This window comes from Massilia sp. TS11 (assembly GCF_022012445.1).
GTDB lineage: Bacteria > Pseudomonadota > Gammaproteobacteria > Burkholderiales > Burkholderiaceae_D > Telluria.
This window is the reverse complement of the sequence record NZ_JAKLTS010000002.1, coordinates 344,721-361,180: the sequence shown is the minus strand read 5'-3', so window position 1 is coordinate 361,180 and position 16,460 is coordinate 344,721. Positions and strand designations below refer to the sequence as shown.

The following is a 16,460-nucleotide window of genomic DNA, read 5'->3' as shown; positions in this document are numbered from 1 at the left end:
GATGGCCTCGCTGAGCCAGCGTATCTGTCCCTTGTGCGAGGCCTGCTGCGGCCTCGAGATCGAACATGACAGCGGCCGCGTGCTGCGCATCCGCGGCCACGACGCCGACCTGTTCTCGCACGGCTTCCTGTGCCCCAAGGCGGTGGCGCTCGGCGATCTGCACCACGACCCTGACCGCCTGCGCCAGCCGATGCTGCGCCGGGACGGGCGGCTGGTGCCGGTCAGCTGGGAGCAGGCCTGGGACGAAGCCGAGCAGCGCCTCGGCGCGGTGCTGGCCAAGCATGGTCCGCAGGCCGTGGCCACCGTGCTGGGCAACCCGGTCTCGCACAAGATGGGGCTGACACTCTACTTCCCGCGCCTGGCGCGCGCGCTCGGCACCCGCCAGATGTACTCCGCTTCGAGCGTCGACCAGATGCCGAAGATGCTGGCCGTGGGCCTGATGTACGGCACCTGGCTGTCGGTGCCGGTGCCAGACATCGAGCGCAGCGACTACCTGCTGGTCATCGGCGCCAATCCGATGGTCTCCAACGGCAGCCTGTGGACGGTGCCCGACTTCCGCGGCAAGGCCAAGGCCCTGCGCGCCCGCGGCGGCAAACTGGTGGTGATCGACCCGCGCCGCAGCGAGACGGCGCAGGCGGCCGATGCCTGGCATCCGATCCGCCCCGGCGCGGACGCCTTTTTCCTGCTCGGCTTCGCCCATACCCTGATTGCCGAAGGCCTGGCCGACCTGCGCCATCTGGCCGATCATGTGGCCGGGCTGGACGCGCTGCGCACGGCGCTGGCGCCCTACCCGCCCGAACGCATGGCGGCGCGCTGCGCGATCGACGCGGAGACCATCCGCACACTGGCGCGCGAGTTCGCCCGCGCCCCTCGCGCCGCCCTGTATGGCCGCATCGGCACCTGTACCCAGTCCTTCGGCACCCTCAGCTCCTGGCTGATCGATGTGATCAATGTGCTGTGCGGCCGGCTCGATGCGCAAGGCGGCATGCTGTTTCCGAAGGCGCCCGCCTTCGCCGCCAACACGCGCGGCAAGCCAGGCATCGGCAAGGGCTTGACGACGGGGCGCTACCACGCGCGCGTTTCGGGTGCACCCGAAGTGCAGGGCGAACTGCCGCTCACCTGCCTGGCCGAGGAAATCGATACGCCGGGGCCGGGCCAGGTGCGTGGCCTGATCAGCATGGCGGCCAACCCCGTGCTGTCCGCGCCGAATGGCGCGCGGCTGGCGCGTGCGCTGGCGGACCTGGACTGCATGATCAGTCTGGACATCTACCAGAACGAGACGACGCGCCACGCCCACGTGATCCTGCCCGGCCTGTCGCCGCTCGAGGATGCGCACTACGATGTCAGCTTCACCCAGCTCGCCTGCCGCAATGTGGCGCGATACAGCCCGCCTGTGCTGGCGCGCGCGCCGGATCAGCCGGAGGAATGGGAAAGCGTCATGCGCCTGGTGGCCATCGTCAAAGGCCTGGGTGCCCACGCCGATATCGCGGCACTCGACCGCGCCATGCTGCTCGAAGAACTCGAGCGCAGCGCCGGCGCCGCCGCCCCGCAGCTGCTGGCCGCGCTCGACCCGCTGCAGGGGCCAGAGCGTCTGCTGGACCTGGGCCTGCGCACCGGCCCGTATGGCGACCAGTTCGGCGCGCGCCCCGGCGGCCTGACGCTGGCCGCCCTGCAGGCCGCGCCGTCAGGCATCGACCTCGGCCCGCTGGCACCGCGCCTGCCCGAAGTGCTGCGCACACCAAGCGGGAAGATCGAATTGGCGCCGCCCCTGCTGGTGGCCGATCTGGCGCGCATCGAGGCCGACCTGGCCACGCCCGCCCCCGAGCTGGTGATCATCGGCCGCCGTCAGCTCCGTTCCAACAACAGCTGGATGCACAATCTGCCGGTGCTGGCCAAGGGCCCGGTGCGCTGCACCCTGCTGGTCCATCCGGTCGACGCGGCCCGTCATGGCCTGCGCGATGGCGGCGTGGCCGAAATCCGCAGCGCGCACGGGTGCGTGCAGGCGCCGGTGGAAGTCAGTGCGGAGATGATGCCGGGTGTGGTGAGCCTGCCGCACGGCTGGGGCCACGATCAGCCCGAGACGCGCATGCAGGTGGCGGCCGAACGGCCGGGCGCCAATCTCAACGCCCTGCTCGACCCGCAGGCGCGCGATCCCCTGTCCGGCAATGCGGTCTTATCGGGGATTGCGGTCAGCCTGCGCGCCCTGCCTTAGTGGCCGTTGTTGCTGGCGCCGTAGAGGTATTGGTCGCGGATGCCGGCCTGATAGCTGGCCCGATCGCGGTCTTGATAGGCCTGCAGGCTGCGGCTCTGATGCAGACCACGCATGTAGCGCGCCGTTTCACGCTCCCAGGCCTGGGCCGCCAGCGCCACCCGCTCCTGCTGCGCCAGCATGGCCGGGGTCGCGCCGTCCTCGCCATGCGCCAGGGCGACGCAGGACTGCCAGCGCTGCACGGCCGCCTGCACCCGGCGCACCCCTTCGGGTGAGACCGAACGCACAGGGAAGACCGGTTCCACACAGGCCTCGGCAGGTGCCGCCTGCAGGGCACTGGAGAGGGCAAGACTGCTCAAGACACTCAGTAGCGGCATGGGTCACCTCGGATTCAGATCGTGAGCCCTCAGCATAGCCGAAGCAATCCGCCGAAAAGTTTCAGTTTGTATCAGCGCGACTACGACTGACAGCGCCCGCCGATCCATTCGCGTCCGCCGGCCAGGCAGCGCTCCATGCTGGCCTGCAGGCCCTCCGCCTTGCGCTTCAGGGCCGCGCATGCACGGCTCGATGGATCCAGCATGCCGATGCAGACTTCCATTTTGTCGATCGCGGCACGGTAGTCGGCCGCCTCCAGATGGCGCTCGGCCTCGGCCAGCAAATGGCGGGTGGAAGGATCGGGCGGCGGCGCGCTCTGGGTGCGCGCGGCGGGCTTGCGCGCCGGCTGGCTGGCGCGTGCATGTGCGGCGCAGGCGGGAACCGCCTTGTTCACCGCCTGCTGCAGCCGGTCCAACTGTGCCTGGCTCGCGTGGGCTGTCTTCAAGTCTTCCAGCGCCACGCGCGCCGCATCGAACTGGCAGCCGCGGACCAGCGCCAGCGCCGCCTCAACCTGGGCCTCGGGCGCGCGTTTGACAGGTGGCCGCGCCAGCAGCCAGATCACGCCCACCAACAGCAGCAGCACCAGGCCGTAGCGGCGGCGCGGCTTTGCTGGCGCCGGTGCGCGCGCCACCGGCGCCGCTGCCGGCGCCGGCCTTGGTGCCGGCGCCTGGTAGGCCCGCCGTACTGTCTGCGCCGGCGGTGGCGCCGGCGCGGGGCTGGGGACGGCGCGCAAGGACGCCGGCGGCGGCGGGGCAGCAGCACTCTGCTGCGCGCGGCCGCAATACGGGCAGTAATTGACGCGGCGTGGCAGGCTGCGCGCGCAGCCGCTGGCGACGCAGCGCCACACAGCCTCACTCGGGGTTGGGGATATCATCGCTCGGGTCGGGGATGGCGGGACCGAACAAGGGCGCCAGTTCCGGTACCGCCGCCGCAGGCTGCCAGCTGTCGCGGCGCGGGTCCCAGGCCATGTCCCAGACCTTGATGTCCGGACCGAGACGGCCATCGCCGACACGCTGGGCCAGTTCATCGAGTCCGAATGGCCCTTGCTGCTGGCCGCCGCTGAACAGCTTGTAGCGGCTGGCGGCGCGCACGCCCGTGCGCAGCACACGCTTGTCGGCCGGGGCCTGCACTTCCCACGGATAGGCATCCTGGCTGGACCCGGGCACGCTGTCAGTCCACTCGCTGACGCTGCGCAGCAGCGCCTCCAGCTGCGGCGCGCCGAGCGCGGGGTCGAGCGCACGTGCGCGCGTCAGCCAGTGTTCGGCCAGTTGGCGTGCGCAGACATGCGGTAGCGATGGCGTTGGCAACTCGGCCCCGGTCTCGTCCACCTCCAGTCTGGGCGCGTACACGCGCTGCTGGTAGTCGCGCATCAGCGCGGCCAGCCGCAGACAGGCCGGCGCGTCGAGTTCCGCCTCGCGCACGCGCACCGCATTACTGAGGCGCTCGCGATACCAGTGCGGCAGGCCGTTCGAGCGGATCGCATATTCATTCCCGATCTGCAGCCACTCGCCGCTGCCGCGCTCCACTTCAAACACATACTGGCCGCGCGGCTGAAAACTCAGGCCCGGCGGGTCGGCCTTGCGCCGCACAAGGCCGAGGGCGATCGCCTGCAGGTACAAACTGAAGTCCGCCGCCAGCTGCTTGAGTTCCTCCATGCTTGGCACCACCGGATGGCGAAAGCGCGTGCTATCGAAATGCAGGTGGGTCGGGATGCGCGTATTTTCGATCTGGTAGGAGGCGCGCCAGGTGCGCAGGCCGCGCAGCACCGTCAGCGGAAAGCCCGACAGCTCCACATAACAGACCGCGCGCCCCGGCACACCGGTGTTGACCAGGGTGACCTGCCCGCCCTGAAAGGCATGGGCCGGCGCCGCGGCGCGGATCTCGTCCTCGAGCCTGCGCCAGGCCAAGCTGTCACCCACGCCGACAAAGCACTTGAACTGGTCGGCGTGCGGCGTGTATTCGGCCGTGAACTGGGCATTGAGCCAGGGCGTGGCGCTGCCGATCCAGTCGGCGAACACGCGCTGGCGCTGCGCTGGGCTCATGGCCAGCAGGCGGTCCAGCAGCGGATCGGTGTCGGGCGCGCCGACGCCATCGATGGCGAGCTGGGTCTGGGCGCGGCGGAACAGCTTGAGCAGCAGATCGGCGCGCAGCTTGTCCTCGCCCAGTTGCGGGAACAACCGCGCCGAGCCGCCAAACTCCAGCAGCACTTCCTCGCTCCAGGCGCTGACATCGCCCTGCAGACTGACCGGCTCCGATTCGGTGCTGTCTTCAAGCTTGAAACAGGTCGCATGCTGGGCCAGCGCATCGGCGCGCAGCTGCGCGATGCGCTGGTCGACCGCGCCGAGCATCGCCTGCACACAGCGCCGCCCTTCCTGAAACTCGCCCGCCATGCCCGACCAGCGGGCCTGCCCCTGCTCGTCGACCGCGACCGGATCGCCCAGCCAGACCGAGATGGCGCGCATCAGCTCCGTTGCCTGGGCCGCGGCCACGGCCAGCAGGTGATAGCGCAGGTAGTCGGCCAGGTCGCGCTTCAGGTGGGCCATCACCTCGCGCGACTGCGCCTCGCGGTTGAGGAATTTGCCGGCCGCCTGCGACAGGTGATTGAGCGACTCCTCCACCTGGCGCGTGCGCAGCGCGTCGCGGATATCGCGATAGCGCTTGGCGTTGCGCTGGGCCTGGGGCAGATCGCGCTGGGCCAGGCGCGCCTTCACTTGTTCCAGCAGGCTGAGAACGAATTCCAGCCCGCCCTGTTTGCGGTCGTCCAGCAGCGCATACAGGCGCGTGCGCGCGCCCTGCTCCAGCTGCTGTTGCAGCACCTGGGTGCGGCGCTTGATGCGGTCTTCGCTGGTTTCGGCCGTGGCCCCGGCTTCGCGGATCGCGTCGCGCTCCAGATGCGGCAGCAGTTCGGTCACCTTTTCGCGCCAGGCCTTGAGTTCAAAGCTGGCCATGATACGGTCCATTTCCAGCTGCACCTTGCTGTCGACGCGCTCCAGCAGCGAGCGTCCGTCCTCGTCCTGCAGCAGGCGGTCGACCAGCGCATATTCCTGAAACGGCGTGACGTCGACCGTCCCCTTTTTGAAATCCGGGAAATGGTCGACCGCGTGTTCGGCCAGGGCCAGCTGCTCGCGCAGGAAGATGTCGCGCTCCTGGTCGGCGGCGCGGCGCGCGGCCACGCCGTCGCTGCCCATCACGCCGAAGAAGGCCTTGACCATCAGCCCGGCCAGCTCATAGGCACGGATGTCGGCGCGCAGGCTTTGCTGGGTATCGAGCACGCTGTGGCCGAATGCCGAATACATGCGCGCATACGACAGGCGCATATCGCCGAACTGCTGCTGCGGCACGCGCGGATTGTGCGGGCCGAGTTTGTGCTGCTGCTGGTTCACCGCCACCGAGCGCTTGCGATTGGCGAAATCGGCACTGGCAAAATCCTCGAACAGGCTGTCGGCCACCATCTGGTAGACGTCCTTGATGTCCTCGGTGGCGCGCTGGGCGAGATTGGCCGTGTCGATCAGATAAACGTCGTCGAACGGCGCGCCACGCCCGGTCACGCTATCCGGATCGGCCCAGCGCACCTGGGCGTCCATGTCGCGCATGGCTGTCTCCAGCTCCATCAGCGTGGCGTAGGCATTGGCCTCGGTGCGCTCCTTGTTGGCACGCGCAAAACCGGTCGGCGACAGCAGCATCAGATCGACCTGGCTGTCGGCCACTTCCTGGCGCGCGATGGCCTTGGCCATCCAGCCTAGATCGAGCAGACAGCCGGCGCCGGTGCCGCCCGCGCACGAGGCCACCACCACGATGCGGTATTTGCTGGTGTCCACCTGCAGGCCCAGGCGCTGGTAGGCCGCCTTGCGGTCCTGTCCTGCGTTCGCGCCCAGGCCATTCAGCGCCGCCTTGATGCGGCCCTTGATCTTCGGGTATTTGTCGAACAGGTAGAGGCGCGCCAGCGCGCGGATCTGCCCCGCTCCTTTGGCCGGGTCGATGCCGAGCGTGCGCAGGCGCTGCGGGCGCAGCGGCATCCAGTGCTCGATGTGGGGAAAGCGCGCCAGCGCATCGTCCGACTCGTGATATTGCGGCAGGTCGATGGTCTCGACCACGCGCTCGTCCTCGCTCAGCTTCACCAGTTCGTACCAGGGATCGCTGCGCAGCGACTTGCCGTCGTCGATGACGGCGTTGTGATCGAGGTCGATATGCAGGAAGCGCGCGACCGGAAAGTCGGCGATGCTGTCTACGCGCGCGGGCGCGTGGCGGTTCCATACGGCCGACAGGATGCGGCGGCGGATCCGCATCAGCACTTCCATGCCGCTGCCGCCGGCCCCGATAAACAGGGTCGGGCGCAGGTCGACTTTGAGTTCAGTCTTGGCGTCTTGCAGATTCATGCTGGCTCCTTAGCGACGGCCGACGAAGAACACCGCCACCAGGGCCACCGCGCCGACCAGCACCAGTGGGCCGGTCACGGCCAGGCTCAGATATTTGCTGGCGTTGATTGCGGCCAGCGTCGCCGCCGCGCTCAGGAAGGCCAGACCGGTGAACAGCAGCCAGGCCGCGCTGCCGGCCGAAGCGGGCGATACGCGCCGCACCACCAGGTGATTGGCGAAGGCATTACGGATGAAGAAGTACACGACCAGCAGCACCACGAACACGGTGCTGCCGAGGGCCAGGTCGCGCGCCGAGGTATCGCGCACAACCGGCGTGGCCGGCGCCACTTCGAGCGCGGCGGGTGCACTGGCCGCGGGGACGCTGGCGGCAGCCGCACTGGCGGCCGGCAGCTGAAAGCCCGGATCGGGCGTGGAAGCGGGATTACTCATGGTCTCTCCTCAGAATTCAGGCCAGGCGCACGGAAGCGCCGGGCTGCACGTCGATCAGGCGCGCGCCCGTCAGCCGCGTGTGCAGGCGGGCGACCGGCTCGCCGCTCTGGTCAAACACGGTCTGCACGCTGCCGACGCGGGCCTGGATGGTGCGCGCCTCGCCGTTGACCAGCAGGCGCAGGCGGCGCGGCCGCAGGGCCAGATGGGCGGCGCCTGCGCTCAGCAGCAGACCGCCACCGAGCACGCCGGCCAGCATCAGCAGCGGCGCGCTGCCGGCATGGGCACGCACTTCCAGCGGCAGCTGGGTGCGCGAGGCCTGCACGGTGCGCGGCGGGATGAACACATCGGGCAGCGGATCGCCCGGGAACAGCGCCGCCATGCGCGCGCGGAAGGCCGGGGCCAGCGCCAGCTGCTGCTGCTCGAGCCGCAACTCGAGCGCGCCGGGCAGCACCTGGGCCGAGCCGGCCGCCGCCAGCGCAGCGGCCGACCAGGCGGCCGGCATCTGCGCGACCGGCAGCGCCAGCTGCGCCGACAGATCGGCGTGGGCGCCCGGGGCCAGCTCGCGCAGGCGGCCATCGGCCAGCTGCACCGGCAGCTCCTGCCCGCCGACGCGGGCGCGCGCCTGCACCGTGGCTTGCACAATTGTGTACGGGTAGGCGTTGTTCTCCACCTGCCAGGTGATGCGCGTGACGGGCGTGGCGGCACCGGCGGCGACATCGACGGCCAGGCCGTTGGCCGTGCTCTCGACGCTGACGCCCGGCGCTTCGCTGACGCGGCGCGGCACCAGGCGCACGGTGTCGCGGTCGAGCGGCTTGAGGCGGGCCGGCGGCTCGGTGATCAGGCGCTGCAGGCGCTGGCTGGCCAGCAGGGTGTCGAGCTGGCGCCGTCCGGCCTCGCCCACGGCGAACACATAGATCATCAGCCCATTGGCGTGATAGACCTCGCCCTGCACCGGCATCGCCAGCGGCCAGGCGAGCGCCGTGTCGATCTGCGCGCCACCATGAATCAGCTGATAGAACTCGCGATTGCGCGCCGCCGTGGCCTGGTCGTTGTGCGGGCTGTTGCGATTATTCGTCACCAGCCAGATCAGGCCCGGCTTGAGCGCCAGGGCCGCGCCCAGGGCCTCGCCCAGATCGGTATCGGCCAGGGCCGCGCCGCCCGGCTTACGCGCCACATCCAGCGCATCGATGGCGCGCGCCAGCTGGCCGGCAGTGGCGTCATCGGCCTTGGTCGACAGCAGCGCGCGCGGCGACGGCGCCGTTGGCAGGCTTTGATTGAAGCTGGCCAGCAGCAGCGCATCGCCCGGCTGGACGACGCTGGCCGTGAACTGTTTCAGCAGCGGCTTGAAGGGCGAAGCGGGGTCGCGGTAAAACGGCTCCATCCAGCCCGAGTTCTGCACGAGGATGACGTGCGAGCCGGCCCAGGCTGGCAACGCCGCCATCAGCAGCACGATCAACAGCAGACGCTTCATGCGCTCTCCTCCAGTCGCCAGCCGCGCAGCTGGTGCCAGCGCGGGTGGAACAGCCAGAAGCCGCCCGCATACAGCAAGGGGCGCAGTTCGAGCGGCGATTCCAGGCGCGGCAACTGCTCCAGCACGGCGCAGCTGCGGCCGAACCATTCAACGCTGGCGCGCAACGGCGCGGCCGGATGCAGCAGGTCCTCGGCGCGCGCATCCGGGTGATGCAGGCGCAGCACCACGCCCTGCGGCTGGCCGCTATCGCTGTGGAAGGCGCGCAGCAGCGGCAGCAGGACACTGTCGGCCGCCTGCGGGTCGACCACCTGCTCGCTCTCCCAGGGGTCGCCGACGACGGCGTGGGAGCGCCGGAACAGGAACTGGGCGAAGCCGAGGCGCGCCCCATCGACCGGATGGCGCTCGGGCGCGGCGCTGCCCAATTCGCAGAAGCTGTAGCCGCCGGCCTCGTGCCCGTGCAGCCACAGACGGCCATCGCGGCTTTGCGCGGGGCCGCCGAACTCCAGGCGCGGCTGCCAGCCGGCGGGCCAGGGCAGCCACTGGGCGCGGGCCTGCGGCTGCCACACCAGCTGCCCGGCGGCGTGCAGCCAGAACAGGCGGCCGTCATAGGCATAGGGCTGGCTCCAGCCACTGGCGGGCAGCTGCCGTCCGAGCGGCTCGGCGGCGCCGTCGCACCACAGGGCCAGGCCGCTGTCGGTGGCCAGCAGACAGGCCAGATGCCGCTGCAGCATGCCGGGTGCGGCGGCCAGGCGGGCCGCGCACAGGGTCTCGGTATGGTAGGCGTCGTCAAACGGGTCGATCCACAGGCGCAGCAGACCCTGATCGGTCGGGATCAGGCCAGCGTCGCCGGCGGCGCTGCCGCCACCGAGCCAGGCGTGGCGCGCGGCGCTGAAGCCAAGCGGGGCGGCGCCTCCGCGCGGGCTGAGAATCTGCCAGACCGCGGCCAGCGGGTCCCAATACTGGAGCACATTGCGGGCCGGGGCCAGCGCCAGCAGGCGCTCCTCGGCAAAGCCATAGTGGCCGGCGCGCAGCACGCTGTGGGCGTTGGGCGGCGCCGGCAGACTGAGATCGGGCCGGCCCTTGTGGGCCAGCGCGCCCAGCGCCTCGCTGCTGACGGGGAGGCCGGCCGGCACATGCAGCGGCAAGGGCGCCGCCATGGGCCGGCGCTGCGCGCGCGCGCCGAGGGCACGCCCGCACTCGGGGCAGAAGGCAAAATCCTCAGGGTAGACGGCCGCGCAGCCGCACTGGGGCAGCGCGCCGCCCAGCAGGCGCACGAGGTCGGGCTGGCGCGCCAGCGGCGGCGCTGCCGCCAGGGTGGCGCCGCGCGTGGCGATCAGCTGAAAGCGCCCATCGCGCTCCTGCCAGCGGCTCGCCTGCGTGTCCCATACGTATGCCATGTTCTCCTGCCGAGGTCGAATCGAGTTCGGCCACATGGTAGGACAAGGCTTTGATCAGGGTCGCAAGATTCCGACGAGTACCGGGATACAGGCCATGAAGGCGCAAAATCCGGGGTCGAATGTTTTGAGGATTGGCAAGCCAACCCCCAAAACCGCCCCCGGCTTCATTCGTAGCGCAGCGCCTCGATCGGATCGAGATTGGCGGCCTTGCGTGCCGGCAACACGCCGAAGATCACGCCGACCCCGGCTGAGAACAGGAAGGACAGGGCAATCGCCCACCACGGCACGTAGGCGTCGGGGAAGTCGGGGATCATCTTGGCGATCCCCATGCCCAGACCATAGCCGATGGCCAGGCCGATCAAGCCGCCCAGCACGGACAAGGTGACGGCCTCGATCAGGAACTGCATGAGGATGTCGCGGCTGCGCGCCCCGATCGCCTTGCAGATGCCGATTTCGCGCGTGCGCTCGGTGACCGACACCAGCATGATATTCATGATGCCGATGCCGCCCACCAGCAGGGCGATGCCGACCACGCCCGCCATCACCAGAGTGACCGTGGACGACAGGGTCTCGAAGCTTTTCACGAAGGAGTCCGAAGACTCGATCTCGAAGTCGTCCTTGTCGTCGGCGCGCAGCCGGTGCGACTGGCGCATCACGGTGGTGATGCGCGCCTTGGTCTCCTCGACCCGGGCGATATCGTCCACCGCCGCCGTGATCGAGAGCTGCGGCAGGCGCGCATTGCCGATCAGGGCCTGGCCGGTCTTGAAGGGCACGAGCACGTATTCGTCCTGGCTCATGCCGAACACTTCGCCGCGCTTTTCCATCACGCCGATAATTTTGAACCACTCGCCCGAGAACTGAATGAACTCGCCGACCGGGTTCTCCGGCAGGTGCAGGTTTTCGATCAGCTTTTCGCCGATCACGCAGACACGCCGCGCCGCCTGGTCGTCCGACTCGCTGATGAAGCGGCCCAGGCGCGGATAGCGGCCATTGACGGCCATGTAGGACGGCGTCACCGCCACCTGCTGGCGCGTGGTCGCGCTCTGCGTGCCATAGCGGACGTCGCCGGCGCCGAACGCGAACACCGGACTCAGTTCACGGATGCTGTCGACGTGGCCGCGCAGCTGCTCCACGTCCTCGAAGCGCAGATAGTTGAACTTCCCGCGCATGACGTCCTTGAAGTCGTTCTTGGCATGCACGGTCAGCGCGTTCCCGCCCAGGCCTTCGAACTGCTTGGTGACCGACTTGGACAGGCCCTGGATCAGGGAGATCACCGTGATCACCGAGGCCACGCCGATGATGATGCCGAGCGAAGTCAGAAACGAGCGCAGACGGTGGGCGCGGATCGCGGCCATGGCCGAACGCACGGCTTCCAGAAAAATATACATGTCAGGCGTCCCCTTCGCGCCGCACATCGGACAGCACGCGCCCGTCCTGCAGACGGACGATGCGCTGGCACTCCTCGGCGATTTCCGGTTCGTGCGTCACCATCACCACCGTCTGGCCGGCGCGGTGCACTTCCTTGATCAGGGCGAGAATCTCGCGGCTGGTGGCCGAATCGAGATTCCCGGTCGGTTCGTCGGCCAGCAGAATCGAGGGCTTGCCGACCAGGGCGCGCGCAATCGCCACGCGCTGGCGCTGCCCGCCCGAGAGTTCGTTGGGCCGGTGGTGCACGCGCTCGCCCAGGCCCACGTGTTCGAGCGCCTGGCGAGCCAGGCGCTTACGTTCGGCCGGGGCGATGCCGCGGTAGATCAGCGGCTGGGCCACATTGTCCAGCGCCGTGTGGCGCGGCAGCAGATGAAAGCTCTGGAAGATGAAGCCGATTTCCAGATTGCGCACCTGGGCCAGTTCGTCGCTGCTCATGGTGGCGACGTCGCGCCCATTGAGCTGATAGGTGCCGGCACTCGGACGATCGAGGCAGCCGACGATATTCATCATCGTCGACTTGCCCGAACCGGAAGCGCCGATGAAGGCGACCATCTCGTTGCGGCCGATATGCAGATCGATCCCCTGCAGCGCGTGCACGGTCTGGTCGCCCATCTGGTACTGCTTGGTGATGCCCTGCAGGGTGATCACGTTTTGCTACCCGCTTTGGCGGCCGGCTTGGCTTCCGCCTTGGCGACCACGGTGTCGCCATCGCGCAGTTCGCGCAGCACGCGCGCCGGGCCCACGGCCACAGTCTCGCCCAGGTTCAGGCCCTTGGTGATCTCCTGATTCGCATCGTCCGAGATACCCAGTTCCACCGTCTTCTTGCGGGCCACACCATCGGCCACGACGAACACGTAGTTGCTGCGCTTTTCCTTGCCCACGGCTTCGCTCAGCATCACGGCCTGCACCGGCACCACCGGTTTGGCGCCGCCGCTGCCGGTCACGATCTCGACGCGGCAGGTCATGCCGGTGCGCAGGGCCAGCTGATTGTCGGCCAGGCGCACCTTCACCACATACGAACGGCCCTGGCCCGAGGCCGCACCCAGCTGGGCGGCCTTGGGCGCCAGCGAGACCGACTCCACCGTGCCGCTCAGGGGCTTGTCGACGAAGGCCGAGGGGAAGATGCGCGCCGTCAGGCCGGGCGCGACGCGGGCGATATCGCCTTCGTCCACATTGACTTCAGCGATCATCGAACTGACATCGGCGATGGTGGCGAGGCTGGAACCGGCGATGCCGGTGGCGCTGGCCACGGCCGTCTCACCGACCTTGATCGAGACATTCGTGGCGGTGCCCGAAATCGGCGCGCGCACCTCGGTCTTGGCCAGCCGCTCGCGCGCCTGGGTCAGCAAGGCCTGCACCTGCTGGAAGCTCTCGCGCGCGGCGCGCAGCTCCACGCCGGCCAGGTCGGCCTGATGTTTGGCCTCGTCCAGCTTGGAGACATCGATGAATTTATCGGCCGCCAGCTTGCGCATGCGGTCCAGATTGCGCTGCTGGTTCTCGACATTGATCTGGGCGCGCTCGATCGACACGCTGGCGTTGCGCAGACCTGCCTCCTGCTGCGCCACATCGGCCTTGTAGGTGCTCGGGTCCAGGCGCAGCAGCACCTGGCCCTTTTCGACCTTGTCGCCTTCCTTGACCAGCACTTCCGAGACCTTGCCGATCACCTCGGGCGACAGCTGCACCTCCTGGCGGAACACCAGATTGCCGGAGGCGAGAATCGAGGGATGGATTTCGCGGCTCTCGACCTTGGCCAGTTCCGCCTCCGTCTTCGGCTTGGCGCCCGAATATTTGACGGCGATAGGCACACCAATCACGGCCGCGATGGCAGCCGCTGCGATCAATTTACGTTTCATGTGCGATTAACCCAGAAAGGCGATTTTGGCGGCCCAGCAGCCGTACCAGATGGCGTAAGGTAGCACGGCCACCGTCACGCAGGTAGCCATCGACTTGCCGCTCCAGGCGCGCAGGCCCAGCACCGACAGGCCGATGGTCCAGAAAGTCACCACGGTGATCGAATCGGCGAAGGTGGCCCAGGGCGTGAACGGACGCGCGTGCACCAGCAGGAAGTTCAGCGACAGCATATTCGCGTCCTGCATGGCCATCTGGCCGTGGCCGGTGGCGATCTGCAGGGCCATCAGCGGAAAGCCGATCAGGCCAGGCAGGGCCGACCAGGCGGCCAGCGCGAAGCCTTTGCCAAAGCTGATCTCCATGCCCGTGAATTTGGCGGCGATCGTGTAGTACAGGCCAAACAGGGCGAACACGATCGGCATGCCGGCCACGACCCCGCCCAGGCCGGTCAGCAGCATGCCATTGCGCGTCATGAACTGGGCCGCGGTGGCGCGCCGTTCGGCCGGGAAGTCCGGCGGCAGCGAGCGGTCGATCAGCCAGGCCATGTCGACCGTCTGAAAGTACCAGGCCACGATGATGGCCGAGCTCACGATCAGCAGCAGCAGCGGCAGCCAGGCACGCGGCTTCTCTTTCAGCGCGTTAAACGCCGCCGTCGGTTCATAGAAAATTTGCGCGATCTGAGCAAAGGCCATGTTCACATCCCCGTTATTAAAAAAATAATGTCGCGATTATATGTAGGTTTTAGCAAGATGTGCCAAAAAATTGGATACGTATAATGGCGCGATGGAATTCCTGCCCGACCCGGCCCTTGCCCAGGCCAGCGCCCATGTGCGCGATCTGATCCGCTACGCCTTTGTTCACCCGGCCGGCGCCCCCGCCCTGCTCGTGTACGACGGCCAGACCGCGCTCGCGCGCACGCTGGCGGCCGCCTACCGCGCTGCCCTGCCCCAGGCCGCCTGCATCGACTTCGACACCAGCACGCCCGAAGCCGTGCGCGCCAGCTTTGCCGCGCAGGCCCCGGGCACGCTGGTGGTGCTGGTCCAGTCGACCAACTTCCGCCTCGACGGCTTCCGCCTGCGGGTGGAGCTGTTCAAACTGGGCCTGAAGGTGATCGAGCATGTGCACCTGGCGCGCATGCCGGGCGAGCAAGGCCAGTACTACATCGATTCGCTGGCCTACGACCCCGCCTACTACCGCGGCGTGGGCCATGCGCTGAAGGTGCGCCTGGACGCGGCGCAGACCGTGCGCGTGATCGGCGGCGGCGCCGAACTGGTGTTCGAAGGCGGCTTCGAAGCGGCCAAGATGAACATCGGCGACTACAGCGGCATGGCGAATATGGGCGGCCAGTTCCCTCTGGGCGAAGTGTTCACCGAAGCGCGCGATCTCGAAGCCGTGCATGGCAGCGTCAAGCTGCACGTGTTCGGCGACACCAGCTACCGCGTGAACCGGCCCGCCACGCCAATCACCCTGAAGGTCGAAGGCGGGCGCGTGGTCGAGGCGATCGGCAGCACGCCGGCCTTCGACGAAGTGCTGCACATCATCCGGCGCGACGAAGGCGAAGTCTGGCTGCGCGAGCTCGGCCTCGGCATGAACCGCGCGTTCAGCGCCAGCCGCCTGGTGGACGACATCGGCACCTACGAGCGCATGTGCGGCGTGCACCTGTCGCTGGGCTGCAAGCACGGCGTGTACAGCAAGCCCGGCTTCAAGCGCAAGGACGCGCGCTACCACATCGACGTCTTCGCCCAGACCGAAGCCGTGTACATCGACGCCACCCGCGTCTACGCCGACGGCGCCTGGCAAATCTAAAGAAACCAAACGGGGTCAGGTCCGGCAATCGGACATTTAAGAACTTTCGCGCCCCGCCGTTGTCGATGGAGTGCTGCGACCACATGGCGATGAATTAGTTCGTCGATGTCCGATTGCCGGACCTGACCCCGTTCTTTTACTTTTCCCAAGGGGGGATGGGTTGGTATTCGGCGACGAGGAAGTCGATCAGGGCGCGTACCTTGGGCGACAGGCGGCGGCTGGCGGGGTAGAGGGCGCTCAGGTAGTTGAGTGGCAGCTCCCAGTCGCTCAGCACCTGCACCAGGCTGCCCTCGCGCAGATGGCGCTGCGCCAGAAAACTGGTGTTGTACACGATGCCGAGGCCGCGAAGCGCGGCCTGCTGCAGCACCAGGCCGTTGTTGGCCGTGAAGGCGGGCTTGACCGGCACGCTGCGGCGCTCGCCCCCGCGCGTGAAATGCCACTGCTCGCCATCGGTCAGGTGCGAAAAATGCAGCAGCTTGTGCTCGGCCAGGGCATCGGGATGCTGGGGCGTGCCGTGGCTGCGCAGATAGGCGGGACTGGCGCACAGCAGGCCGCGGCAGGGCGCCAGCCGGCGCAGTGCGATGGCACTGCTGTCGGGGATGCCGCCCACGCGGATCGACAGGTCGAAGCCGTGCCGGATCGGGTCGAGCAGGGCGTCGTCCACCACCAGGGTCGGGGTCAGGCGCGGGTGGCGCTGCACGAAGCGGGCCAGCGCGTCGGCCAGCCATTCGCTGCCGAAGCTGGCCGGCGCCTGGATCCGCAGGGGGCCATGCAGCTCGCTGCCGCCGCGGCTGATCGCGCGCGCCGCTTCGCGCGCCTGTTCGACGGTGGCGCTGGCTGGGCCCAGATAGGCCTGGCCGGCCTCGGTCAGGCTGACCTCGCGCGTGGACCGGTGCAGCAGGCGCGCATCGAGCCGCGCTTCGAGCTGCAGGATGGCCTTGCTGACCGTGGCGCGCGACAGCCCAAGGCGGCGCCCGGCCGCCGTAAAGCTGCGCTGGCGCGCCACTTCGATAAAGATCTCCATCGCATGCAGCTGGTCCATCGCTGCATTGTCTTCATTTTGGCGACAATGTGTCAACTGTTGCGCACGCTTCGGCGGGGTCTGCTGTCTCTACAATGCG

Annotated in this window: 13 protein-coding genes; 2 read left to right on the top strand and 11 right to left on the bottom strand. The window is 68.6% G+C overall.

What is annotated here, in order from left to right:
- Position 1: 1 nt before the first annotated feature.
- Complete coding sequence (locus LZ005_RS05040) at positions 2-2,212, top strand: molybdopterin-dependent oxidoreductase (protein WP_237805309.1); 2,211 nt, start codon at positions 2-4, stop codon at positions 2,210-2,212.
- Here the strand turns inward: LZ005_RS05040 and LZ005_RS05035 are convergent.
- The 10 genes from LZ005_RS05035 to LZ005_RS04990 all read right to left on the bottom strand — a co-directional run bounded on the left by LZ005_RS05035 (position 2,209) and on the right by LZ005_RS04990 (position 14,225).
- Positions 2,209-2,568, bottom strand: coding sequence for a hypothetical protein (locus tag LZ005_RS05035; protein WP_237805307.1), 360 nt, complete (start codon positions 2,566-2,568; stop codon positions 2,209-2,211). The genes LZ005_RS05040 and LZ005_RS05035 overlap by 4 nt on opposite strands.
- Positions 2,569-2,666: 98 nt before the next feature.
- Positions 2,667-3,458, bottom strand: coding sequence for a hypothetical protein (locus tag LZ005_RS05030; RefSeq protein WP_237805305.1), 792 nt, complete (start codon positions 3,456-3,458; stop codon positions 2,667-2,669).
- Positions 3,436-6,960 carry a tubulin-like doman-containing protein gene (locus LZ005_RS05025; protein WP_237805303.1) on the bottom strand — a complete coding sequence of 1,175 codons (3,525 nt, stop codon included), beginning with the start codon at positions 6,958-6,960 and terminating at the stop codon, positions 3,436-3,438. The genes LZ005_RS05030 and LZ005_RS05025 overlap by 23 nt, the downstream gene beginning before the upstream one ends.
- 9 nt (positions 6,961-6,969) lie before the next feature.
- Positions 6,970-7,389: a hypothetical protein gene (locus tag LZ005_RS05020; protein WP_237805301.1), complete on the bottom strand. Its 420-nt coding sequence runs from the start codon at positions 7,387-7,389 to the stop codon at positions 6,970-6,972.
- Positions 7,390-7,405: 16 nt separating this feature from the next.
- Positions 7,406-8,860: a hypothetical protein gene (locus LZ005_RS05015; protein ID WP_237805299.1), complete on the bottom strand. Its 1,455-nt coding sequence runs from the start codon at positions 8,858-8,860 to the stop codon at positions 7,406-7,408.
- Complete coding sequence (locus LZ005_RS05010; RefSeq protein ID WP_237805297.1) at positions 8,857-10,257, bottom strand: hypothetical protein; 1,401 nt, start codon at positions 10,255-10,257, stop codon at positions 8,857-8,859. The genes LZ005_RS05015 and LZ005_RS05010 overlap by 4 nt, the downstream gene beginning before the upstream one ends.
- A 164-nt stretch (positions 10,258-10,421) precedes the next feature.
- A complete protein-coding gene (locus tag LZ005_RS05005; RefSeq protein WP_237805295.1) occupies positions 10,422-11,645 on the bottom strand; it encodes an ABC transporter permease in 1,224 nt (407 codons plus the stop codon).
- A gap of 1 nt (position 11,646) precedes the next feature.
- Positions 11,647-12,333: an ABC transporter ATP-binding protein gene (locus tag LZ005_RS05000; RefSeq protein WP_237805293.1), complete on the bottom strand. Its 687-nt coding sequence runs from the start codon at positions 12,331-12,333 to the stop codon at positions 11,647-11,649.
- Positions 12,330-13,538 (bottom strand): efflux RND transporter periplasmic adaptor subunit, encoded by a 1,209-nt coding sequence (locus tag LZ005_RS04995; RefSeq protein ID WP_237805291.1) that lies wholly within the window; start codon positions 13,536-13,538, stop codon positions 12,330-12,332. Before LZ005_RS04995 ends, LZ005_RS05000 begins: the two co-directional genes overlap by 4 nt.
- Before the next feature lie 6 nt (positions 13,539-13,544).
- On the bottom strand, positions 13,545-14,225 hold the full coding sequence (locus LZ005_RS04990; protein WP_237805289.1) for a YIP1 family protein: 681 nt from the start codon (positions 14,223-14,225) through the stop codon (positions 13,545-13,547).
- Between the two features lie 91 nt (positions 14,226-14,316).
- Here LZ005_RS04990 and LZ005_RS04985 point away from each other — a divergent pair, with 91 nt between their 5' ends.
- Entirely contained in the window at positions 14,317-15,339 is a 1,023-nt protein-coding gene (locus LZ005_RS04985; protein WP_237805287.1) for a hypothetical protein, read from the top strand.
- A gap of 136 nt (positions 15,340-15,475) precedes the next feature.
- On the opposite strand, the gene LZ005_RS04980 is transcribed toward LZ005_RS04985, so the two are convergent.
- Positions 15,476-16,381, bottom strand: coding sequence for a LysR family transcriptional regulator (locus LZ005_RS04980; RefSeq protein WP_237805285.1), 906 nt, complete (start codon positions 16,379-16,381; stop codon positions 15,476-15,478).
- Positions 16,382-16,460 lie beyond the last annotated feature (79 nt).